This is a genomic window from Mycobacterium sp., from assembly GCF_965229105.1.
In the GTDB taxonomy this organism is placed as follows: Bacteria; Actinomycetota; Actinomycetes; order Mycobacteriales; family Mycobacteriaceae; genus Mycobacterium.
On record NZ_OZ245858.1, the window covers coordinates 2922224 to 2943487 of the forward strand.

Genomic DNA, 21264 nt, shown 5'->3' on the forward strand with positions numbered 1-21264 from the left:
AGCGTGCACTGACGTGCACCTGCCGGCCGGAAAAATGCACATAGGTGCACCCTCGCGGCTGAATCGGGGCGACAGCTCAGGATTGCGGGCCTAGGTTTGAGCAGCTAGGGCGTCCAGATCGAAGACACGAGCGTGCATCACCGTGCGATTTCGCAGGGCCGCCCGCACCGCACGATGCAGACCGTCTTCGAGGTAGATGATGCCCTGCCACCGGACGGCATGCGGGAAAAGATCGCCGTAGAAGGTGGAGTCCTCGGACAGCAGCCGGTCCAGCGCGAGCACGGTCGTCGTCGTGACCAACTCGTCGAGACGAATCTGCCGTGGCGGAATCTGAGACCAATCGCGGTATGACAACCCATGCTCGGGGTAGGGCTTACCGTCGCGAACACCCTTGAAGATCATCCGACATTCGTCCTGGCAGTAACCCCCCGAGCAGTAACCCCCCGAGCCGATATCGCCATGGCAAAAGGCTAGCCCCTACCGGTGGAAATGCCACCGGTACGCGCGTACCGGTTACGCCACGGGGTGTTCGTGCGGTGCGGGGTCCGCGGGTGCCGGTAAAATAGGCAAACTCAGGAGGTGACATCTATGGGCAGCGCCGACGATCGTCGTTTTGAGGTACTGCGCGCCATCGTCGCCGACTTCGTTTCCACCAAAGAGCCCATCGGCTCCAAAGCACTGGTGGAGCGTCACAATCTCGGTGTCTCCAGCGCGACGGTCCGCAACGATATGGCCGTTCTGGAGGCCGAGGGCTACATCGCGCAGCCGCACACCAGTTCCGGTCGAGTCCCCACCGAAAAGGGCTACCGCGAGTTCGTCGACCGGCTCGCCGACGTCAAACCGTTGTCCACGCCCGAACGGCGCGCGATCCTGACCTTCCTGGACACCGGCGTCGACCTCGACGACGTCCTTCGGCGCGCGGTCCGGCTATTGGCGCAGCTGACCCGGCAGGTGGCCGTCGTGCAATATCCGACGCTGTCGGCGTCGACGGTCCGGCACCTGGAAGTGGTGGCGCTATCACCGGCCCGGCTGTTGTTCGTCGTCATCACCGATTCCGGCCGGGTGGATCAGCGCATCGTCGAACTCGGCAACGTCATCGAAGACCACCAGCTCTCGCAATTACGTGAGCTCCTCGGTCAGGCGCTGGAGGGTAAGAAGCTGTCCGCGGCCTCTATTGCGGTAGCCGACTTGGCCAGCCAGCTCGACGGTTCTGGGGGACTCGGTGACGCCATCGGCCGCTCGGCGACGGTATTGCTGGAGTCACTGGTCGAACACACCGAAGAACGCCTGCTCATGGGCGGTACCGCCAACCTGACGCGCAATACCGCTGACTTCGGCGGCTCGCTGCGGTCGGTGCTGGAAGCCCTTGAAGAACAAGTGGTGGTGCTCAAGTTGCTGGCCGCTCAGCAGGAGGCTGGAAAGGTCACCGTCCGCATCGGGCACGAGACCGATTCAGAGCAGATGGCGGGCACGTCGGTGGTATCGACGACATACGGCACAATAGACACGGTCTACGGCGGCATGGGCGTGCTCGGACCCACTCGAATGGATTACCCGGGAACTATGGCCAGCGTCGCCGCTGTTGCCTTGTATATCGGTGAGGTGCTGGGCGCCCGCTGAAAACGGGTTCAGCACCACCAAAACGGTTCCACTACGACGGTTACACCAAGAAGAAGTATGGGGAAAAAGCGTGGCACGCGATTACTACGGTCTGCTCGGTGTGAGCAAGGGCGCGAACGATGCGGAGCTCAAACGCGCCTACCGCAAGCTGGCTCGCGAGCTGCATCCGGACGTCAACCCCGATGAAGAGGCACAGGCCAGGTTCAAGGAGATCTCTGCCGCCTACGAGGTGCTCAGCGACCCCGAGAAGCGCCGGATCGTCGATCTCGGCGGTGACCCGTTGGAGAACGCCGCCGCCAACGGCGGCGGTTTCCCCGGCGGTTTCGGTGGTCTCGGCGATGTCTTTGAGGCCTTCTTCGGCGGCGGTGGCGCATCCCGAGGCCCGACGGGCCGCGTCCGGCCGGGTTCGGATTCACTGCTGCGGATGCGGCTGGACCTGACCGAATGCGCGACCGGCGTGACCAAGCAGGTCACTGTCGATACCGCGATCCTGTGCGACCGATGCCAAGGTAAGGGCACCAACGGGGATTCCACCCCGGTCTCGTGTGACACCTGTGGCGGCCGCGGCGAGGTGCAGAGCGTGCAGCGCTCGCTGCTGGGCCAGGTCATGACGTCCCGGCCGTGCCCCACCTGCCGCGGCGTCGGCGAAGTGATTCCTGACCCGTGCCACCGCTGCGGCGGCGACGGACGCGTACGGGCCCGCCGGGAGATCAGCGTGAAGATCCCGGCCGGTGTCGGCGACGGTATGCGGGTCCGGCTTGCCTCCCAAGGTGAGGTCGGTGCAGGCGGCGGCCCCGCGGGCGACCTGTATGTCGAGGTCCACGAGCAGGCCCATGACATCTTCGTGCGCGATACCGACGATCTGCATTTCACCGTCGAGGTACCGATGGTCGATGCCGCGCTCGGTACCACCGTCACCGTCGACGCCATCCTCGATGGCCTCATCGAGATCACCATCCCGCCAGGCACCCAGCCCGGTTCGGTCACCACACTGCGCGGCCACGGGATGCCGCATCTGCGCTCGGGAGTGCGTGGCGATCTGCACGCCCATATCGACGTTGTCGTTCCCGCCCGGCTCGACCAGCAGGACACCGAACTTCTGCGGCAGCTCAAGAACCACCGTGCCAAGGACGTGGCCGAGGTCAAGTCCACCCATTCCGCCGCCGCTGCCAACGGCGGTATCTTCAGCCGGCTACGCGAGACCTTCAGCGGTCGTTGAGCGGCGAAGTCCCCGATGTCTGGGCCGCTGTTCTATCTCGACGAGGTGCCCGAGGACGGCATGCTCGCCGTCCTCGACGGTGACGAGGGTTTTCATGCGGCCTCGGTGCGCCGCATCCGGGTCGGGGAGCGCATCGTTCTCGGCGACGGGGCGGGGCAGCTGGCCGACTGTGTGGTGGAAGAGACAGCCAAACAGAGCCTCTCGGCCCGGGTCCTGACCCGCCGGACGGCTGTCCCTGCACAACCACCTGTGATCGTCGTTCAGGCCATCCCGAAGTCCGAACGTTCGGAATTGGCAATCGAATTGGCCACCGAGGCCGGCGCCGACGGGTTCTTGGCCTGGCAGGCCACCCGGTGTGTGGCCCGCTGGGACGGTCCGCGCGCCGAGAAGGGCCTGCGGCGTTGGCGGGCGGTAGCCCGCTCGGCGGCCCGGCAGTCGCGGCGCGCCTATATCCCGGCTGTCGATGGGGTGGCGTCGACGTCCGCACTGGTACAACGGATCCGCGATGACGTCGCCGGGGGAGCGCTGGTCTTGGCGTTACATGAATCGGCCACCGTCCCACTCACCGATCATCGCGTGGCCCAAGCGGTCTCGCTGATGCTGGTGGTCGGCCCGGAGGGTGGACTGACCGATGAGGAAATCGCCGCGCTCACGGCGGCGGGCGCGCATGCGGTTCGGCTGGGGCCCACGGTGTTACGCACGTCGACGGCCGCGGCGGTCGCGCTCGGCGCGTTGGGGGTACTGACCTCGCGCTGGGATTAGCCGCGCTAGGCGACGACGGTGACGAAATTCATCGTCGGATCCGAGGAACTGATCGGATTGCCTGCCGCGCGTAGGGCTTTCAGCAAACCGAGAATCTCGTCATTGAGCAGTTCCCCAGGCATGACCAACGGGATACCCGGGGGATAGGGGGTGATGGCCTCGGCCGCGATCCGTCCCGCCGCAGCCGACAGTGGCACCGACTCCGCGGGTGCGAAAAACGCCTCCCTCGGTGTGAGCACAGTCTCGGGGCGGACGGCCAGCAGATCGGCGACCAAGGGCGCCGCCGCTTGCTCCGCGCGCACACCGGCGTACCGAGCGACCTCGGTGAACGCTGCTACCAGCCGCTCCATATCGGCATCAGTATTGCCGATTGTGGTGATGCACAAGACGTGGCCGGCACCGGCCAACTCCGGCTGGACTCCGTGCACCCGGTTGAGCCGGGCGAGGATGTCGCGGGCATCGAGTGCCAGGCCGGCGGTTCCGATCAGCAGCTTCGTTTCGTCGAGCTGATGCAGCCCAGTGCCTGCGCCGGCGAGATGCTCGCGCCGCAAGACCTTCAGGCCCGGCACAGTGGCCAACCGGATCGCCGCACGCCGCGCCCGGTCGAGGGCTTCGTCCAGCATGTCGCGGCCGTGCAGCGCCATCTGCCGCCGGGCCAGATCGATCGACGCCATGATGGCGAAGTGCGGGCTGGTGGTCTGGATCAGCTGCAGCCCGCGCCGCACCGATGCCGGGTCGAGCACTGTTGGGTCGATGTGCAGCACCGCCGCCTGGCTCAGGCCCGACAGAATCTTGTGTACCGACTGCACGGTGGCCGCCGCCCCGGACTTCTCACCCGGCGTCGGCAGGTCGGGATGAAAGGCGAAGTGCGGTGAATGTGCGCCGTCGACAAGCAGTTTGGCGTCGTGGCGGCGGCAGAGCCCGGCCAGCGCCGCGATATCGCCGGTGGTGCCGTAATAGGTGGGATGAAGCACCCAGAGCGCGTCTGCGTCGTTGTCGGAGAACGCCTGCGCCACCACATCGGCGTCAAGCCCGTGCGCCACCCCGAATTCCTCGTCCCAGCGCGGATCCAACCAGATCGGTTGGGCACCAACCTGTACCAGGCCGGCGAGGACGGATTTGTGGGCGTTTCGTGCGACCAGCACCGACGCGCCGGGTCGTAGCGCCGACAAGGCGACGGCGATGTTGCCGGTTGTCGAACCCTGCACCAGGATGAAGCTCTGGCCGACACCCCAGGCATCGGCGATCAGCCGTTCGGCTTGCAGGATCGGCCCCTCGGGGCAGTGCAGGGTGTCGGTGTCGGGCAGGTTGTTCAGGTCGACGGCGGCGAGGTGCTCGCGAAACCACGGATCCAGCGTCCGGCCGCCCTTGTGGCCGGGGCTGTAGAACGGTGCCTGATCGCGTTCGACGAATCGCCGTAAGGAATCGAATAGCGGTGCGGCTTGATGTTTTTCGTCTTGGTGTGTTTCGGAGCCTGTCACACCCCGTACACCCGCGAGGCGTTGTGCACGCCGATCATATCGACGATCGCAATCGCATCGGCGGTGGTGCAGTCGCCGGTACGTACCCAGCTGCCGAGCACCAATCCCATTGCGCGACGCCACAACACCGAACCGAGCACATGCAGTTCCGGTGGCCCGAACGCGTCGGACGAATAGAGTTGTTTGGCGAAGGGTGCCGTTTCGAGCGCTTCGGCCACCAGACCCGTCGAACGTACACCCAGGTAGTTGATGGCCAGTCCCACATCGAAGTTGACGTGATCGAACGCCTGTGCCAGATAGCCGGCCTGCCGCTGGAACGGGTAGCAATGCAACAGCAGAACCGGGACCGGGGTCATCGACCGCAGCAATGGCAGCAACAACATCGGGTCGGTGCGATGCAGGTCGAGATCGCGGTCACCGAATCCGACGTGCACCTGGATCGGCAGACCGTGCGCCGCCGCCTCGTGCACGGCGAAGGCGATCAGTACCGGGCTGTCGAGTCGAAGTGACCCGGATCTGTCGGCGAGTTCGTGCGCGTGCCTGACCACGTCAGCATCGTCTGGTCGGGACCAGTCGATATCGAACCCGCAGCGATAGGCGCAGATTGTCTTGGTGCCCACCACATCCGGATTGTCCACCGCGGCCCCGAGTGCGGCGCGGAACGCATCGGGGAAGTCCGAGGGTGGCGTGCCGTCGGCCAGCAGGTCCTCGGCGAGGCGTTCGAGCCGCAGGATCTCCGACGATGGGACATCGCTGAGTTTGGTGAGCTGCTCGGGGGTGGTGATGAGGTCGCCCTTGAACCCGGTGTCGACGATCCACCGCCCGACGTTCGCGGCGGGCAGCATGGTCCTGGCCAGCTCGTCGGGGGAGAATTCAGCGCGTCGCGCCCAGTACTCGTCGGCGCTCGCGAGGGGCTCGAGCCCGAGCAACGGCGAGCACCAACGCCGAATCGACAGGCCCAGCGGCGAATCGAATTGGGTCATGAAATCGGGAACGGGGTCGGTCGAGCCCTCGTTGATCGACGCCTCGAACGTGCCGCGGTCGACGGGTTCGTTGTAGTTGCCGTGCACGTGGTGGTCGATCAGTGCGACCGCGCGCAGGTGCTGGGCTAGATCATCGGGCACCTCGGCGGACACCCCGTCGAATACGTCGGGCAATTCACCAGCCGGCATAACGGGCCACCTCCTGTGCGTTCACTTTTCCAGCTGCGGCGTCGGCGATGGCGGCGCCGAGGATCTCGACCGCCCGGCTCGCCTCGGCTTCGGTGAGCACCAGCGGCGGCGTGATCTCCAGGACATTGCCGCCGACGTAATAGACGACCGCTCCCAGCTCCCACGCACGGTAGACCACCTCCGCGGCGAGGCGGGCATTGCGCTCCCCAGTCTGTGGGTCGACGAGTTCAAGTCCGATCGCCAGGCCGCGCCCGCGGACGTCACCGATGTGCTCGCCACCAGGTGCGCCGGTCAGGGCGCGCAGCCCGTCGATCAGTAACGCGCCGATGGTGGCGGCGCGGTCTGCCAGGTGATCGCCGACGATGGTGGCCAACACCGCCCGACCCGCCGCGGTGCAGACCGGGTTGCCGGCGGTGGTCAACAGCGCAGCTGCGGGCGGGTTGTCCAGAATCTCTGCCGGTCCCACCGCCGCCGACAATGGCAGGCCCCCGCCGAGCACCTTGCCGAAGGTGACGATGTCGGGCGCGATGCCGTCGTGGTCGAAGGCGTGCAGGGTGCCTGGCCGGCCCAGCCCCATCTTGACCTCGTCGCAGATCATCGGCACGCCGTGGCGACGACACAGTTCCAGCAGCCGGGCCAGGAAACCGTCAGGCGGCACGATGAGGCCGCCGTCAGACAGGATCGGCTCAACGATCAGGCACGCGATGGTACCGCTCCTGAGGTGGGTGTCGGCGAGCTCAAGGCAGGCGGTGACGTCGGCGTCGACGTCACCGCGGACGGGCCGAAAAGGATTGGGGAAAGGCAGAAAAACGGCATCGGGATCCGGTGGCACGCCCGCATCGACGTGCACGCCCGACACACCCATGGCGACCCCGACACCGCCGTGGTAGCTGTGCTCGAACGCGATGACCGTGCGTCGTCCCGTGGCGTGCCTGCAGGCGCGCAGCGCGACGTCATTGGCGTCCGAACCTGCGTGCCCGAGGTAGACCCGCCGTTCGCCGTCGCCGGGGACCAACGCCAGCAGGTCCTCGGCCAGGCCGACCGAGTCCGGGTGGACCGCGGACAGACCACTCGAACCGGGGGCGTCCCGAACGGCGCGGGTCACCGCCTCGACGACGGCCGGGTGCCCATGCCCGAGGCCGCTGGCCGTCCAGGTCGCCGACAGATCGAGCAGCTCACGGCCGTCGGGGGTGACCAGCGTCGAGCCGTGCCCCGAGACCACTTCCAGGGGGAAGAAGCGCAGCTTCTCGATGCCCGCGACGGCTGCCTCGTCACGCGCATACAGCGTGCTCATTCGGTCTGCGCGGTCAGATCGAGCTCTCGCGTCAGCGACTCACCGACCCGTTTGGCGATGCGCGACGCGGCGATGGCGATAACCAATCCGATTGCGCACCAATAGAGTCCGAGCAGGGGAGCTGCGGACCACTCGGTGGCATCCTTGACGTTGAACCACAAGACCACTGCGATGACCACGGCGCCAAGCAGTGGCAGCAGCAGCCCGAGCACCTTGCCCTTGCCGCCGTGCACGTGGGCGAATTTCGGCGCGCTGGTGAACCAGGCGGCGGCGATCTCAACCAGCAGATAGCAGACCATCAGGCAGACCGAACCGGCGACCGCGAACAGGAAGTAGGTGTTGATCGCGGGGTTGCCCGTCCCCATGTCGGGCCATCCTGTGGCGCCGCAGATCACATCGACCACCAGGGCGACGCCGACCACCAACCAGGTGGCGCGACGCGGACCGCCGGTGCCTTCGTGGATGTGAGCCAATGCCTTCGGGCCGAAGCCGTCGCGTCCGAACGCGTAGAGCATGCGGCCGGACGTCGCCGAACAGGCCAGATGACACCCGAACGCCGAGACGATCGCCGTGAAGATGATCAGCAGACTGAACCACTGCCCGATGTACGTATTGCCGAGGTCGCCCAACGTGTTTCCCGAACTTCCGAATGCTTCCAGACCTGCTGCGTCCGTGCCGAAGCCGACGACCTGTGCGAACATCACGACGACGAACAGCACGCCGGTCAGGATCAAGGTTCCAGCGAGCGCGCGAGGGATGTTGCGACCGGGGTTATCGGTCTCCTCGCCCATCGACGCACAGGCCTCGAAACCCGCCCAGGACAGGAAGGCGGCCACCACACCGCTGATCACCGCCGAGGCGGAGACCCCGTCGAACGTGAATGCGCTGAAGTCGACGCCGGTGGCCGGCGCCCCGCCCTTGGCGAAGATCACCACGACGAGCACGACCATCGACACGATGCCCACGCCCTCGATAGCCAACAAGATCTTGCCCAGCAGTCGGACGTCACGGCCGGAGAGCAGAAACGAGATCACCGCGCCGACGACCACGACGGCCAGCCATGGCAGCTGATACGGATTATCGTTCCCCGATTGCAATTTCGCGATGAACGCGTTGACGAACGCCGCCGTCAGAGCCAGCGTGCCGATGGCGAAGCCGACATACGCCCCGAGCATCGCGAAGCCGGAGAAGAATCCCGCTCGCGGCCCGATGGTGCCGCCAACCAACCCATAGGCCGAACCAGCGTGATTGAGGTGGCGGGTCAGCCGGACGAAGCTGTAGCCGACCAGTGACACTCCGATCAGGCCGATGACGAACACCAGCGGGATGGCCTTGCCCACGGTGGCGATCAGCCCCTGACCGTTGCCTGACATCGCCAGCGTCGGGCCGACCAGGGCCACGGACATGGCCAGTGCCACCCAGAACGGCAGCCTGCGGTGCGGTATCTGGTCGGTTCCCTCTGGCGGGGTCGCCGGCGAGGTGCTGGTGCTCATCGATATCTCCTTGCGGTGGTGGGTCAGCGGTGGTGGGTCAACAGCTCCACGCCAGGCGCAGTGCCTGGGTGGTCTCGGCCGGTGAGAGGTTGCCGAAGGTGTTCAGCTCGTAGCGGCGCACCGCCACCACGGCTTCGATGACCTCCGGTGTGAGTAGCTCCGCTGCCACCACCGACGCCTCGAGAGCCTCGATCGCGGCACGCTGACCGGTGGGCAGCGCGGCCGGGGGCGACGCCGACTGCGCAGGGTTCTCCGGTATCTCGGCGGGCAGCTCGAGTCCGGCGTCGATACCGCGCAATGCGCTGCTCAGAAACGCCGCCGCCGCCAGGTACGGGTTGGCGCTCGGGTCGATCAGTTTGAGCTCGGAGTTGGCCCCGTGCGGGCTGCCGGGGGTGGCGGCGATGAATCGCACCGCAGCCTCGCGGTTCTCCAGGCCCCAGCAGGCGGCGGCGCCGGCCCAGTTGCCCGGCTTGAGGCGCAGCGCCGACAACGCCGAGCCGGCATACACCCCGATGAGGTCCGGCAGGGTGTCGATGACACCGGCGATGGCCGATCCGCCGGCCGGTCGGATGCCGTATGGCCCGTCGCCGCCGGAGAGGAGCGGACCGTGTTCATCGGTCAACGACAGGTGCAGATGTGCCCCGTTACCCGCCGCGCCCTCGAAAGGCACCGGCGCGAACGAGATTCGCAGGCCGTGGCGGGCCGCCGCCCGGCCCAGCACGATGCGCGTCAGGATGACGGCGTCGGCCGCGGCGACCGGGGTGGTCGGTGCCAGCGACACCTCGAGTTGATCGTGGCCGTACTCGGTGTGGATCTGTTCGATGCTCAGCCCGGCGCGTTCGGCGGTGGTGGCGAGGTCGACCAGGAATGACGAACGGTCCAGTGAGGTGCGGATTCCATACGGCGACCAGGGTTCGGTCGAGGCTGGGCCTGCGTCGGGTGCGAGCATCGTGCATTCGAGTTCCGCGCCGATGCGGGCCGTCAGACCGCGTTCGGCGGCGGCCTGTTCGGCGCGGGCCAGAACGGATCGCATGCACAGTGGTGCGGGATCCCCGGCCTGGTCGGTGAGGTTGCCCGGGGCCCAGGCGACGCCGGCATCGACGATTCGGGCTTCGTCCGGGTCGATGCGGATGCGCAGGTCGCCGGCGACGCCGATGCTCGGGGTGAAGGCGATACCGCTATCGACGCAAAAGACGCTCCACGACGGAGACACCCCCATTCCGGAGCGCTGGAAGTCGCCGAGGCGACGCAATGGGGCGTACTTGGCCCTGGTGACGCCGGCCGGATCTGTCACCGAACCGGCAATGAGCTCAACACCTTTCGCGCGCAATTCGTCAATCTTTCGCGCGACCTCACTTCCGTCGGACTGCACCCCGGCATCACTCGCCCTCGGCATCGGACCTCCTTCGACATTTTGAGTCTGCGAGAAATCTATGTCATGAATGTTTCAGAATCTTTAAATTCGACGGTTTATGGTTGATCCGTTAGATCCGAGATCGGAGGATGAACACATGTGTCGACTTCTGGGCGTCGTGTCCGCTACGCCGATCTCGATTGCCGACGCTGTCGGGGACGGGGTGCTCAAGGATTTTGTCGCGTTGACCAAAATTCACGGCGAGGGTTGGGGAGTGGCCGGTACGGACCACGTCGGGGGCACGCCGCACGTTGAGGTGTCCGCGGGTAGCGCACTGGGTGACCCCCAGTTCGATGCGGCCACGCACAACCTGCGTTCGGAAGCCGCTCTGGTGCACCTGCGCTGGGCGACGAACGGACTCGCCGTCGAACCGCAGAACTCCCATCCGTTCCTCGCCGACGGTCTGGCGATGGCCCACAACGGCTCGATCAAACCCATGGCGCCGCTCGACGCACTCCTTGAACCAGCGATCGCCGCCGCGTTGCGCGGGACCACCGACAGCGAGCGGTATTTCGCCGTCATCCGTCAACATCGCCGCACCGCACCGAATCTCGCGGAGGCGGTCCGACGCGCTGTCGTTCAGCTGCGACAGATCTATCCCGATGCCAGCCTCAACGCGCTCGTGCTCGGCGAGGACCAGTTGGTCGTTGTCCATGCGCACGCCCGCAGCCGCCTGCTCGATGAGGACATCGAGGAGATCAGTGCCACCGATCTACCGACAGAACACCTCGAGGACTACTTCTCCCTGCGGATTGCCCGCCCCGCCGACGGGGTGCTGGTGGTCGGTTCCACCGGTTTCGGCGACCTGGCGTGGGAGCCCATGGAGCCGGAGTCGGTGACCGCCATCTCGATGGGTGACCTGGCAGTAACTCAGATGCCCCTCATGGCAGATTGATGGCCGTGGCCGTCGAGAGCGCAGACACCGTGGACCCTGAACCCACCGTAGCTGCGCGCGCCGGTGCCGCCCTGCCGGTACTCAGCCGGGCGGAGCGGCGGGTAGGGCGGACGTTGCTCGCCGACTACCCCAGCGCGGGGCTGACGAGTGCGGCCCGGCTGGCCGAGCGGGCCGAAGTCAGTCCACCGACCGTGCTGAGGTTCGCGCAATCCCTTGGCTACGAAGGCTTTTCGGACCTACAGGTGGCGCTGCGGGCCGAGCTGACAGCGCGGTCCAACGGGCCGATCACCCGGTTGCCGAGCACGCCGGCAGCCGACGGGCTGCTCGACCGCCTTCTATGGCAGGCGCACGCGCAGAACGACAGGGCCGAGGAGACGCTCGGCCAGTTACCTGCCTCTGCGGTCGAAGCCGCCGTGGCTCTGCTCTCGGATACGCGCCGCCCGCTGCACCTGCACGGTGGGCGCTTCTCGCACCTGCTGGCGATGCATCTGGGCGCCCACCTCGAGCAATTGCGTCCAGGGGTGCGGTTCCTCGCCGACCCGATCGGTCAGGACCTCGGCACAATGATCGACTTGACGCGCAGGGACGTCGTGGTGCTCTTCGACTATCACCGCTATCAGCGCAGCGCGGCCGAACTCGCGGCCAGTGTGCACCGCGCGGGTGCGACGGTCCTCCTGATCACCGATGACCTCGCCTGCCCCGTGGCACCGGAAGCCGAAGTCGTGCTGGCGGCGTCGAGCACCGTGGGGACGACGTATCAGAGCATGGCGGCGGGCTTTCTTCTCACCGAATTACTTGTTCCCCTGGTGATGGATGCCGTCGGTGAGTCCGCACGTACCCGGATGGCGCTCTGGGAAGACCAGCGCAGCACCGAGCTACTGGACTGACCTCGCGCTGAATTGCCTGCGATGCACAACCTAGGTTTCACGTACGTCGTACGTCTATGGAACGCGTACGATGTACGTGTCAACTTTGTGGAGATCGTCGCGAGGAGCGAATGCCATGCGGGCGCGGTACACCCTTGCTGAGGTCCAAGCCGCAGCGTTGGGAATCGTCGACCGAGACGGCTTGAGTGCGCTGAGCATGCGCACCCTGGGCACGGTGCTCGGTACCGGGCCGATGACGCTCTACAACTACGTCAAAAACCGCGATGAGCTCGAGGAGCTGGTCGCGCAGGCGGTGATCGCCGATATGGAATTGCCGGATCCGTGCGACGAATGGTCCGCCGAGGTGCGGGCGGTCGCCGGCGCCATGTGGGACGGGGTGCGGCGCCACCCCAATGCCGTACCGCTGGTGCTGACGCGACGAACTGTCTCAGCGTCGAGTTACGAGTCGGCCGAACGTCTCGTGGGTGCCTTCACCAGCGCCGGACTGGCTGATGAAGCTCTGCTGGCCGCCTTTCGTGCCGTGCTCGCCCTGATCATGGGCAGTGTCCAGGTGGAGCTGGCCGGTCCGTTCGCCGATGACCGCGAACTGGGGGCGGCCGCCGCCCAGATCGGCTCGCTGGCCGGTGATCAGTACAAAAAGCTTTCAGCGCTGGCCGAGGTCAGTCGGCGCTCAACCCCCGCCGACGATTTCACCCGCGCCCTGGACATGCTTCTTGCGGGTCTTCCGTCTGGCGCAGGAACATAACCGCTGGGCCAGCAGAGCGCCCGGCGCTAGACTGGGCTATCCGATCAACCGGCGCGGCACAACATCGCGCCACCGTGAGAAAGCAGGCAAGCAAACCCACGTGACGCCCCGCGAAACCAACGCTGCTCCCGCTGGCAACTCCGTACGCAGCAGCATGAATGTTCCGCCCGACCTCGTCGTGGGCCTGCTGGGTTCCGCCGATGAGAACCTGCGTGCGCTCGAACGCACCCTGACCGCCGACCTGCATGTGCGGGGTAACACCGTCACCCTGTCCGGTGAGCCTGCCGACGTCGCGCTGGCCGAACGGGTGCTGACCGAACTGATCGCGGTCGTGTCCAGCGGGCAACCGCTGACGCCCGAAGGGGTGCGGCACAGCGTGGGGATGCTGGTCGGTACCGGCAACGAGTCACCCGCCGAGGTGCTGACGCTTGACATCTTGTCGCGGCGCGGTAAGACCATCCGGCCCAAGACGCTCAACCAGAAGCATTACGTCGATGCCATCGATAACCACACCATTGTGTTCGGCATCGGCCCGGCAGGCACCGGTAAGACGTATCTGGCGATGGCCAAAGCCGTCAACGCGCTGCAGACCAAGAAGGTCACCCGCATCATCTTGACCCGCCCCGCGGTGGAAGCCGGTGAGCGCCTTGGCTTTCTGCCGGGCACGCTGAGCGAGAAGATCGACCCGTACCTGCGCCCGCTCTATGACGCGCTGCACGACATGATGGATCCCGAGCTGATCCCCAAGCTGATGGCCGCCGGCGTCATCGAGGTGGCACCGCTGGCCTACATGCGTGGCCGCTCCCTCAACGACGCGTTCATCATCCTCGACGAGGCGCAGAACACCACGCCCGAGCAGATGAAGATGTTCCTCACCCGCCTCGGGTTCGGCTCAAAGATGGTCGTCACCGGCGATATCACCCAGATGGATCTACCCGGGGGCACCAAGTCCGGCCTGCGGGCCGCCGTGGACATCCTCGACGATATCGACGATATCGGGGTCGCCGAGCTGACCAGTGCGGACGTGGTCCGGCACCGGTTGGTCGGGGAGATCGTGGATGCGTATGCGCGAGCAGAAGATCCGGGCTCAATGAACCGGGCGCAACGACGGGCGTCCGGATCCGGCTCCGCCAGCCGTCAGCGACGGTGACGGCGGTATGAGTATCGAAGTTTCCAACGAGTCCGGCCTTGACGTCTCCGAAGAGGAGTTGATCAGCGTCGCCCGCTTCGTCATCGCGGCGATGAAGGTCAATCCAGGCGCCGAGCTCTCCATGGTGCTGCTGGACACCGCAGCCATGGCCGACCTGCACATGCGCTGGATGGACCTGCCCGGTCCGACCGACGTGATGAGTTTCCCGATGGACGAGCTGGAACCCGGCGGCCGACCCGATGCATCAGAACCCGGTCCGTCGATGCTGGGTGACATCGTGTTGTGCCCGCAGTTCGCCGCTGACCAGGCCGCCGCCGCAGGACACGGGCTCGAACACGAACTCGCACTGCTGACCGTGCACGGTGTGCTGCATCTCCTCGGCTACGACCATGCTGAGCCGGACGAGGAGAAAGAGATGTTCGCGCTGCAGGGTCAGCTCCTGGAGGACTGGTACGCCGATCAGGCGAAACTGTTTCATCAGGGACGGCAGACCGAGAAGGACCGCCGCCTGCTCGACAAGTCAAGGTATTTCGACGAATCGTGAGTGGATTAGCGCCGCTGCTCGGCGCGATTGCATTGGTAGCACTGGGTGGTCTCTTCGCGGCGATTGACGCCGCCATCAGCACGGTATCGCTGGCGCGGGTGGACGAAATGGTCCGCGACGAGCGCCCAGGCGCCGCCCGGCTGAGCCGACTGATGGCGGAACGGCCCCGCTATATCAACCTGGTGGTGCTGCTGCGGATTGCGTGCGAGATCACTGCGACCGTACTGCTGGTGGCCTTCCTCTATGAGGATCTCGGGCTGGAATGGGGGTTGGTCGCGGCCGCCGCCATCATGACCGTGACGAGTTTCGTGGCGATCGGGGTGGGCCCGCGCACCGTCGGCAGGCAGAACGCGTACTCCATCGCGTTGGCCGCCGCGCTTCCGCTGCAGGCGATTTCCGTCCTGCTGACGCCGATCAGCCGGCTGCTGATCCTGCTCGGCAACGCGTTGACGCCCGGCCGCGGTTTCCGCAACGGGCCGTTCGCCTCCGAGATCGAGTTGCGCGAAGTGGTCGACATGGCCCAGCAGAGCGGTGTGGTGGCCGACGACGAGCGCCGGATGATCCAGTCGGTCTTCGAACTCGGCGACACCCCGGCCCGCGAGGTGATGGTGCCGCGGACCGAAATGGTCTGGATCGAATCGGATAAGACCGCCGGGCAGGCGACGTCGCTGGCGGTGCGCAGCGGGCACTCCCGAATGCCCGTGATCGACGAGAACGTCGACGATGTCGTCGGCGTCGTCTATTTGAAAGATCTTGTCCAGCAGACCTATTACTCGACCAACGGCGGCCAGGACACCATGGTGTCGCAGCTGATGCGGCCCGCGGTATTCGTGCCGGACTCCAAACCCCTCGACGACCTCCTTCGGGAAATGCAGCGCGACCGCAACCACATGGCGTTGCTGGTCGACGAATACGGTGCGATCGCGGGTCTGGTCACCATCGAGGACGTGCTGGAGGAGATCGTCGGGGAGATCGCCGACGAATACGACACCGACGAGGTGGCCCCCATCGAGGATCTTGGGGATCTGACATTCCGGGTGTCGGCCCGGTTGCCCATCGAGGACGTCGGCGAGTTGTACGACGTCGAGTTCGCCGATGACCTCGACGTGGATACGATCGGCGGCCTGCTGGCACTGGAACTGGGCCGGGTGCCGTTGCCGGGAGCCGAGGTCGAATCGCACGGTCTGCGCCTGCGCGCCGAGGGCGGCCATGACCACCGCGGTCGGGTGCGCGTCGGCACGGTGCTGATCAGCCCGACCGAGCCGCTCGCCGGGGACGACGAGACCAACGATGACAGGGAGTCCCACCGCGATGACTGAATTCCATTCCGGCTTCGTATGTTTCGTGGGCAGGCCGAACACCGGCAAGTCGACACTGACCAACGCACTCGTCGGGGAAAAGGTCGCGATCACCTCGAACCGCCCGCAGACCACGCGGCACACCATCCGCGGCATCGTGCACCGCGAGGACTTTCAGATCATCCTCGTCGACACGCCCGGTCTGCACCGTCCGCGCACCCTGCTCGGTAAGCGACTCAACGAGTTGGTCAAAGACACCTACTCCGATGTCGACATCATCTGCCTGTGCATTCCGGCCGACGAGACCATCGGGCCGGGGGACCGCTGGATCTACGAACAGGTCTGCGCCGTCGCACCGAGAACCACGCTGATCGTCGTCGTCACCAAGATCGACAAGGTGTCCCGCGACCGGGTGGCACTGCAGTTGATGAAGGTCAACGAGGAGTTCGGCGAGCACGCCAGCGAGATCATCCCGGTCTCGGCCACTGCGGGTGAGCAGATCGACGAGCTGACCGCGCTGCTGGCCTCGAAGCTACCGCCAGGCCCGGCGTTCTACCCCGACGGTGAACTGACCGATGAGCCAGAAGAAACGTTGATGGCCGAACTCATCCGCGAAGCCGCGCTGGAAGGGGTGCACGACGAACTGCCGCACTCCCTGGCCGTGGTCATCGACGAAGTGGAACCTCATGAGGGTCGTGACGACATGATCGACGTGCACGCCATTCTCTATGTCGAGCGTGACAGCCAGAAAGGCATCGTCATCGGCAAAGGCGGCGCCCGTCTGCGTGAGGTCGGTACCGCCGCGCGCACCCAGATCGAAAAACGGCTCGGCACCAAGGTGTATCTGGACCTGCGGGTCAAGGTCGCCAAAAACTGGCAGCGCGACCCCAAACAGCTTGGCCGGCTCGGCTTTTAAAGCTTGGGGCTTTTAAAGCTTGGGGGCTTTTGGCCGATTGAGGCTAGGGCGTCCAGCCGGGGACCTGGCCGAACTGCCGGACCGGCGGCGCCGTCACCGGCTGCGCCGAATCGCCCTTACCGTAGACCGCGACGACGACGCTGCGGTCGAAGCTGTTCACCGACCACACGCCGATATCGACATTGCTGCAGTCCGACATGGTCGCGAAGTAGTCGGGGCGGTAGTACCAGTTGTTCATGATCTCGATGCCACTGATCGCCAGAGCGGGGTTGATGGCGGTGGTCTCGGCGACGGCGCCCGCGTAGCCCGCATTGCGCGCTCGGTCGGCCACGGTGGTGCCGTCGGAGCCGATATCGCCATCCAACGCGCGGTTGTTCACCACATCGTTGGCCTGCCATTCCGCGGCGAGGCGCAACTTCGGGTTGATCTTGATATTGGTGGCGCAACCGGCCTGGCCTTGGATGGTGTACACGTTCTCGACGACGCTGTTGTTGAGGCGTCGGTTGTCGGCGTGCGCGGTGGGCACCGTCATCGCCACGCTCGCACTGCACAGCACCGCCAATGCCGAGATCGCGGTGGCGCGCCCGCGTGCGGTCAGTCCGGCAGTCATCGTCTCAACCCCTGGTGTACGCGTGTATCCGATCGGTGGATGACATTACGCGAGCCGCGGTGCCAGGGAGTCACGAACTGACTCAATCGAGGAGTTCAGCGGCCGGTTCCTTGTTGACCGGCGTGTTCCACCAGATCTCGGGTTGGCGGACACTCCAGTCGCTGACCGCTTCCAGCTCGGCGGCCAGCGAGACCAGCAGCGGCTCGCTGTTCTGCGGTCCCATCAGCTGCACACCGATGGGCAGGCCGTCGGAGGTGAACCCGGCGGGCACGTTGATCGATGGCCAACCGAGCATGTTCCACGGCCAGGTCACGGGGCAGGCGGCGATCATTTTCCGGTCGGTGCCGATACCACCGAGGTCGTCGAACGCGCGGGCCAGCGGCGGCGGCTGGGCGGTGGTCGGCGCGAGGATGACATCGACCGCATCGAAGATCGCCCCGATCCGCCGTTGCGACTGGGCCTCGTGGGCGCGGGCTTTGCGCAGCACCTGCTCCGAGAGCAGCCTGCCCATCCGCATATTCGCCAAGGTGCGACGGTCGAGGTGCACCCCGTCACCGACTCGGTCCGACCAGTCCAGCAACCCCGACGTCGAGCGGGACAGGAAATTCCACGACAGCCGCAGGCCGTAGTCGGGGTTACCGTCCATGATGGTGTGGCCGAGGTCCTGGAGCTGCTCGCCGACGGCCTTGTGTGCGGCGCGGATCTCCGGATGCAGTGTGGCGCGGAAACCGGTGAACGGGAACCGTGTCGACATCGCGACCCGCAGCGGTCCAGGGCTGATCCCGACCCGCTCGGTCAGTGATACCGGCGGCGGTTGGTGCAGATCGCCTGCCACGTTGCCTGCGGCGGCATCGAGCACCAGCGCGGCGTCGGCTACCGTCCGCGCCAGCACCCCGTAGACGGTGATCCCGTTGAACGCCTCCGGGAGCGGCCAGGTGGAGATGCGGCCGCGCTGAGGTTTGATGCCAACGAGGTTGGTCCAGGCTGCCGGGATCCGGACGCTGCCTGCGCCATCGGAACCTATCGCGGCGGCGACCAACCCGGCCGCGACGGCCGCGGCGCTGCCGCCGGACGAACCGCCGGGCGTGTGTTTGCGTTCCCAGGGATTGCGGGTGTGCCCGAACCCCGGTCCGCTGGTGAACGGCCACTGGCCGAACTCACAGGTGTTCGTCTTGCCGACGATGACCGCGCCCGCGGCGCGCAGTCGGCGCACCACCTCGGCATCGGCCGTCGCGGGCAGCACGCGGCCGGAGGTGCCGAAAAATGTTGGCAGCCCGGCAATATCGACATCGTCTTTGACCGCGATCGGGATCCCGAGCAGCGGTGCGGTATCGCCGGCGGCGCGGCGCCGATCGGCCTCGCTCGCCTCGGCCAGCGCCGATCCGGTCAGCACCACCCGGAACGCGTTGAGGGTGGACTGGCTTGCGGTGATCGCGTGCAGCGACGAGCGCACCAGCTCATAGGACGTGGTCCTTCCGCTGGCCAGCTGGTACAGCTGGTCGCCCAGGGTCGGGAACCGCTGCGATGTGGGCCGCATCTTGTGGACACTATCGGCGCGCGATACCCGATTTGTCGCATTGCAATGGGAAACTTGTGCGATGCGGTTGTATCGGGATCGGGCGGTGGTGCTGCGCCAGCACAAGCTCGGCGAGGCCGACCGCATCGTCACCCTGCTGACCCGCGAGCACGGTCTGGTCCGTGCGGTGGCCAAAGGGGTGCGCCGCACCCGCAGCAAGTTCGGCGCCAAGCTGGAACCGTTCTCCCACGTCGACGTGCAGCTGCACCCGGGACGCAACCTCGATATCGTCACCCAGGTCGTCAGCCTGGACGCGTTCACCACAGACATCGTCAGCGATTACGGTCGCTACACCAGTGCCTGCGCGGTACTGGAAACCGCCGAACGCCTCGCAGGTGAGGAGCGCGCCCCGGCGCCGGAGCTGCATCGGCTCACCGTCAGTGCGTTGCGCGCAGTAGCCGATGGCACCCGTCCGCGTGAACTGTTACTCGACGCCTATCTCTTGCGGGCCATGGGTATCGCGGGCTGGGCGCCAGCGCTGATCGAATGCGCCCGATGTGCAGCACCCGGTCCGCACAGGGCATTTCACGTCGCCGCGGGTGGCAGCGTATGTATGCACTGCCGCCCGGCCGGTTCGACGACGCCGCCCCAGGGCGTGCTCGATCTGATGGCGGCGCTGCACGACGGTGACTGGGAGGCCGCACAGGCGTCGACGTCGTCGCACCGCAGTCAAGCCAGCGGCCTGGTCGCCGCTCATCTGCAGTGGCACCTGGAACGTCAGCTCCGGACATTGCCTCTGGTAGAGCGCATGCACCGGGTTGATCGCACGGTCGCTGATCATCGGCTGTCGCTGGTCGGGCAGGATGTCGGGGACCAACATCGCGGCGGACACCCGCCCGTCAACAGTTACAGCCCGCTGGTCGGGCAGGATGGGACGCATGGCTACGACACGGGGCAGGAGCAAGAAAGCGACCTACCCCCAGCTGCCGCCGGCGCCTGACGACTATCCGAGTTTCCCGGACACGTCGACGTGGCCGGTGGTATTTCCGGAATTGCCGCCCAAGACCAACGGTGCCTTCTCGCGACCACCGCAGCACACGTCGAAGGAGGCCGCGCCGCAGATCCCTGCCGATCAGGTGCCCAACCACGTCGCCGTCGTGATGGACGGGAACGGCAGGTGGGCCACCCAGCGGGAGCTCGGGCGGACCGAGGGCCACAAGATGGGCGAGGCGGTGCTGATCGATATCACCTGCGGCGCCATCGAAATGGGAATCAAGCACCTCACGGTCTATGCGTTCTCCACGGAGAACTGGAAGCGCAGCGCCGAAGAAGTGCGGTTCCTGATGGGGTTCAACCGGGAGGTCGTGCGGCGCCGTCGGGAAAACCTCAATGCGATGGGCGTTCGGATGCGCTGGGTCGGTTCGCGGCCGCGCATGTGGAGCAGCGTTATCAAGGAATTCGATATCGCCGAGCAGATGACCGTCGACAATGACGTCATCACCATCAATTACTGCGTCAACTACGGCGGTCGCACCGAGATCGTCGAGGCCGCGCAGGAACTGGCGCAGCTGGCGGCCGACGGCAAGATCAAGCCCAGCCGGATCACCGAGGCCGCCTTCGCAGACCATCTGCACCGCAAGGACATTCCGGACGTCGACCTGTTCATCAGGACATCGGGGGAGCAGCGGGCCAGCAATTTCCTGCTGTGGCAGGCGGCTTATGCGGAGTTCGTGTTCCAGGACAAATTGTGGCCCGACTACGACCGCCGCGACCTGTGGGAGGCGTGCGAGGAGTACGTCTCGCGCAACCGTCGCTTCGGCAGGGCTTGAGCGTCCTGATGGACCTGTCGGAGCGACTGCCCGCGGTACTCGAAGCGATTCTCCCCGTCACCCGTGAGGACGACGGAGCACTGACCGTGCATCACGCCGACACGTTCGCCTCGCTGCGAGTGGTCACCATCGCCGAGGACCTCGACCTGGTGTCCCTGACGCAGGTGCTGGCGTGGGATCTGCCATTGGACAGCAAGATTCGCGCACGAGTCGCCAAGCACGCAGGCGACACACTACTGGGCACCGTGTCGCTGGTCGAGAAGATCGGCGCGGGCAACAGCGGCGCGAAGAAAACTGGTGACGTGTTGCTGCGCTACAACTTCCCGGCCGCCGGGCTCACCGACGACGCGCTGCGCACGCTGGTGGTGATGGTGTTGGACACCGGTGCCGACGTACGGACCGCGCTCGTTAGCTGAACA

The 21264-nt window shown here is 66.2% G+C and carries 21 protein-coding genes; 13 read left to right on the plus strand and 8 right to left on the minus strand.

What is annotated here, in order from left to right; genetic code table 11:
* Window positions 1–90: 90 nt before the first annotated feature.
* Window positions 91–402, minus strand: a complete 312-nt coding sequence (locus tag ADBZ9O_RS13865) for a type II toxin-antitoxin system VapB family antitoxin (protein ID WP_526532118.1) — start codon at window positions 400–402, stop codon at window positions 91–93.
* A gap of 186 nt (window positions 403–588) precedes the next feature.
* On the opposite strand from ADBZ9O_RS13865, the gene hrcA reads away from it, so the two are divergent.
* The 3 genes from hrcA to ADBZ9O_RS13880 all read left to right on the plus strand — a co-directional run bounded on the left by hrcA (window position 589) and on the right by ADBZ9O_RS13880 (window position 3601).
* A complete protein-coding gene (gene hrcA, locus ADBZ9O_RS13870) occupies window positions 589–1620 on the plus strand; it encodes a heat-inducible transcriptional repressor HrcA (RefSeq protein WP_526532120.1) in 1032 nt (343 codons plus the stop codon).
* Window positions 1621–1690: 70 nt separating this feature from the next.
* Complete coding sequence (dnaJ, locus tag ADBZ9O_RS13875; RefSeq protein WP_526532122.1) at window positions 1691–2839, plus strand: molecular chaperone DnaJ; 1149 nt, start codon at window positions 1691–1693, stop codon at window positions 2837–2839.
* Between the two features lie 15 nt (window positions 2840–2854).
* Window positions 2855–3601 (plus strand): 16S rRNA (uracil(1498)-N(3))-methyltransferase, encoded by a 747-nt coding sequence (locus tag ADBZ9O_RS13880; protein WP_526532124.1) that lies wholly within the window; start codon window positions 2855–2857, stop codon window positions 3599–3601.
* Between the two features lie 5 nt (window positions 3602–3606).
* Here the strand turns inward: ADBZ9O_RS13880 and ADBZ9O_RS13885 are convergent, their stop codons facing one another.
* From ADBZ9O_RS13885 to ADBZ9O_RS13905, 5 genes are read right to left on the minus strand one after another with little or no spacing between them, the layout of a single operon-like run.
* Window positions 3607–5082, minus strand: coding sequence for an aminotransferase class I/II-fold pyridoxal phosphate-dependent enzyme (locus ADBZ9O_RS13885; protein WP_526532126.1), 1476 nt, complete (start codon window positions 5080–5082; stop codon window positions 3607–3609).
* Entirely contained in the window at window positions 5079–6254 is a 1176-nt protein-coding gene (locus ADBZ9O_RS13890; protein ID WP_526532128.1) for an amidohydrolase family protein, read from the minus strand. Before ADBZ9O_RS13890 ends, ADBZ9O_RS13885 begins: the two co-directional genes overlap by 4 nt.
* Entirely contained in the window at window positions 6241–7548 is a 1308-nt protein-coding gene (locus ADBZ9O_RS13895) for a class-III pyridoxal-phosphate-dependent aminotransferase (protein WP_526532130.1), read from the minus strand. The genes ADBZ9O_RS13890 and ADBZ9O_RS13895 overlap by 14 nt, the downstream gene beginning before the upstream one ends.
* A complete protein-coding gene (locus ADBZ9O_RS13900; protein WP_526532132.1) occupies window positions 7545–9041 on the minus strand; it encodes an amino acid permease in 1497 nt (498 codons plus the stop codon). The genes ADBZ9O_RS13895 and ADBZ9O_RS13900 overlap by 4 nt, the downstream gene beginning before the upstream one ends.
* Before the next feature lie 37 nt (window positions 9042–9078).
* The gene (locus ADBZ9O_RS13905; RefSeq protein WP_526532134.1) at window positions 9079–10437 is read right to left on the minus strand and encodes a type I glutamate--ammonia ligase; all 1359 of its coding nucleotides are present in this window, start codon (window positions 10435–10437) and stop codon (window positions 9079–9081) included.
* Window positions 10438–10552: 115 nt separating this feature from the next.
* Here ADBZ9O_RS13905 and ADBZ9O_RS13910 point away from each other — a divergent pair, with 115 nt between their 5' ends.
* The 7 genes from ADBZ9O_RS13910 (at window position 10553) to era (ending at window position 16890) form a co-directional block, all read left to right on the plus strand.
* Window positions 10553–11350 carry a class II glutamine amidotransferase gene (locus ADBZ9O_RS13910; RefSeq protein ID WP_526532136.1) on the plus strand — a complete coding sequence of 266 codons (798 nt, stop codon included), beginning with the start codon at window positions 10553–10555 and terminating at the stop codon, window positions 11348–11350.
* Between the two features lie 5 nt (window positions 11351–11355).
* Window positions 11356–12237, plus strand: a complete 882-nt coding sequence (locus tag ADBZ9O_RS13915) for a MurR/RpiR family transcriptional regulator (protein WP_526532138.1) — start codon at window positions 11356–11358, stop codon at window positions 12235–12237.
* Between the two features lie 115 nt (window positions 12238–12352).
* Window positions 12353–12982 carry a TetR/AcrR family transcriptional regulator gene (locus ADBZ9O_RS13920; RefSeq protein WP_526532140.1) on the plus strand — a complete coding sequence of 210 codons (630 nt, stop codon included), beginning with the start codon at window positions 12353–12355 and terminating at the stop codon, window positions 12980–12982.
* A gap of 100 nt (window positions 12983–13082) precedes the next feature.
* Entirely contained in the window at window positions 13083–14132 is a 1050-nt protein-coding gene (locus ADBZ9O_RS13925) for a PhoH family protein (protein ID WP_526532142.1), read from the plus strand.
* A gap of 7 nt (window positions 14133–14139) precedes the next feature.
* Window positions 14140–14676 carry an rRNA maturation RNase YbeY gene (gene ybeY, locus ADBZ9O_RS13930; RefSeq protein WP_526532144.1) on the plus strand — a complete coding sequence of 179 codons (537 nt, stop codon included), beginning with the start codon at window positions 14140–14142 and terminating at the stop codon, window positions 14674–14676.
* On the plus strand, window positions 14673–15995 hold the full coding sequence (locus ADBZ9O_RS13935; protein ID WP_526532147.1) for a CNNM domain-containing protein: 1323 nt from the start codon (window positions 14673–14675) through the stop codon (window positions 15993–15995). Before ybeY ends, ADBZ9O_RS13935 begins: the two co-directional genes overlap by 4 nt.
* Complete coding sequence (gene era, locus ADBZ9O_RS13940) at window positions 15988–16890, plus strand: GTPase Era (protein WP_526532149.1); 903 nt, start codon at window positions 15988–15990, stop codon at window positions 16888–16890. Before ADBZ9O_RS13935 ends, era begins: the two co-directional genes overlap by 8 nt.
* Before the next feature lie 43 nt (window positions 16891–16933).
* On the opposite strand, the gene ADBZ9O_RS13945 is transcribed toward era, so the two are convergent.
* Window positions 16934–17500: a CAP domain-containing protein gene (locus ADBZ9O_RS13945; RefSeq protein WP_526532151.1), complete on the minus strand. Its 567-nt coding sequence runs from the start codon at window positions 17498–17500 to the stop codon at window positions 16934–16936.
* Window positions 17501–17582: 82 nt separating this feature from the next.
* The gene (locus ADBZ9O_RS13950; protein ID WP_526532153.1) at window positions 17583–19163 is read right to left on the minus strand and encodes an amidase; all 1581 of its coding nucleotides are present in this window, start codon (window positions 19161–19163) and stop codon (window positions 17583–17585) included.
* Here ADBZ9O_RS13950 and recO point away from each other — a divergent pair.
* Genes recO through ADBZ9O_RS13965 form a run of 3 tightly spaced genes read left to right on the plus strand, consistent with a single transcriptional unit; the run spans window position 19099 to window position 21261 of the window.
* The gene (gene recO / locus ADBZ9O_RS13955) at window positions 19099–20016 is read left to right on the plus strand and encodes a DNA repair protein RecO (protein WP_526532155.1); all 918 of its coding nucleotides are present in this window, start codon (window positions 19099–19101) and stop codon (window positions 20014–20016) included. The genes ADBZ9O_RS13950 and recO overlap by 65 nt on opposite strands.
* Window positions 19955–20845: a decaprenyl diphosphate synthase gene (locus ADBZ9O_RS13960; RefSeq protein ID WP_526532157.1), complete on the plus strand. Its 891-nt coding sequence runs from the start codon at window positions 19955–19957 to the stop codon at window positions 20843–20845. Before recO ends, ADBZ9O_RS13960 begins: the two co-directional genes overlap by 62 nt.
* 8 nt (window positions 20846–20853) lie before the next feature.
* A complete protein-coding gene (locus ADBZ9O_RS13965; protein WP_526532159.1) occupies window positions 20854–21261 on the plus strand; it encodes a hypothetical protein in 408 nt (135 codons plus the stop codon).
* Window positions 21262–21264 lie beyond the last annotated feature (3 nt).

Coding starts and splice junctions, on each gene's coding strand:
- ADBZ9O_RS13865 (WP_526532118.1), bottom strand. CDS start 402: ATGATCTTCAAGGGTGTTCGCGACGGTAAGCCCTACCCCGAGCATGGG.
- hrcA (WP_526532120.1), top strand. CDS start 589: ATGGGCAGCGCCGACGATCGTCGTTTTGAGGTACTGCGCGCCATCGTC.
- ADBZ9O_RS13880 (WP_526532124.1), top strand. CDS start 2,855: ATGTCTGGGCCGCTGTTCTATCTCGACGAGGTGCCCGAGGACGGCATG.
- ADBZ9O_RS13890 (WP_526532128.1), bottom strand. CDS start 6,254: ATGCCGGCTGGTGAATTGCCCGACGTATTCGACGGGGTGTCCGCCGAG.
- ADBZ9O_RS13895 (WP_526532130.1), bottom strand. CDS start 7,548: ATGAGCACGCTGTATGCGCGTGACGAGGCAGCCGTCGCGGGCATCGAG.
- ADBZ9O_RS13900 (WP_526532132.1), bottom strand. CDS start 9,041: ATGAGCACCAGCACCTCGCCGGCGACCCCGCCAGAGGGAACCGACCAG.
- ADBZ9O_RS13905 (WP_526532134.1), bottom strand. CDS start 10,437: ATGCCGAGGGCGAGTGATGCCGGGGTGCAGTCCGACGGAAGTGAGGTC.
- ADBZ9O_RS13910 (WP_526532136.1), top strand. CDS start 10,553: ATGTGTCGACTTCTGGGCGTCGTGTCCGCTACGCCGATCTCGATTGCC.
- ADBZ9O_RS13920 (WP_526532140.1), top strand. CDS start 12,353: ATGCGGGCGCGGTACACCCTTGCTGAGGTCCAAGCCGCAGCGTTGGGA.
- ybeY (WP_526532144.1), top strand. CDS start 14,140: ATGAGTATCGAAGTTTCCAACGAGTCCGGCCTTGACGTCTCCGAAGAG.
- era (WP_526532149.1), top strand. CDS start 15,988: ATGACTGAATTCCATTCCGGCTTCGTATGTTTCGTGGGCAGGCCGAAC.
- ADBZ9O_RS13945 (WP_526532151.1), bottom strand. CDS start 17,500: ATGACTGCCGGACTGACCGCACGCGGGCGCGCCACCGCGATCTCGGCA.
- recO (WP_526532155.1), top strand. CDS start 19,099: ATGCGGTTGTATCGGGATCGGGCGGTGGTGCTGCGCCAGCACAAGCTC.
- ADBZ9O_RS13950 (WP_526532153.1), bottom strand. CDS start 19,163: ATGCGGTCGGCCTCGCCGAGCTTGTGCTGGCGCAGCACCACCGCCCGA.
- ADBZ9O_RS13960 (WP_526532157.1), top strand. CDS start 19,955: ATGGCTACGACACGGGGCAGGAGCAAGAAAGCGACCTACCCCCAGCTG.
- ADBZ9O_RS13965 (WP_526532159.1), top strand. CDS start 20,854: ATGGACCTGTCGGAGCGACTGCCCGCGGTACTCGAAGCGATTCTCCCC.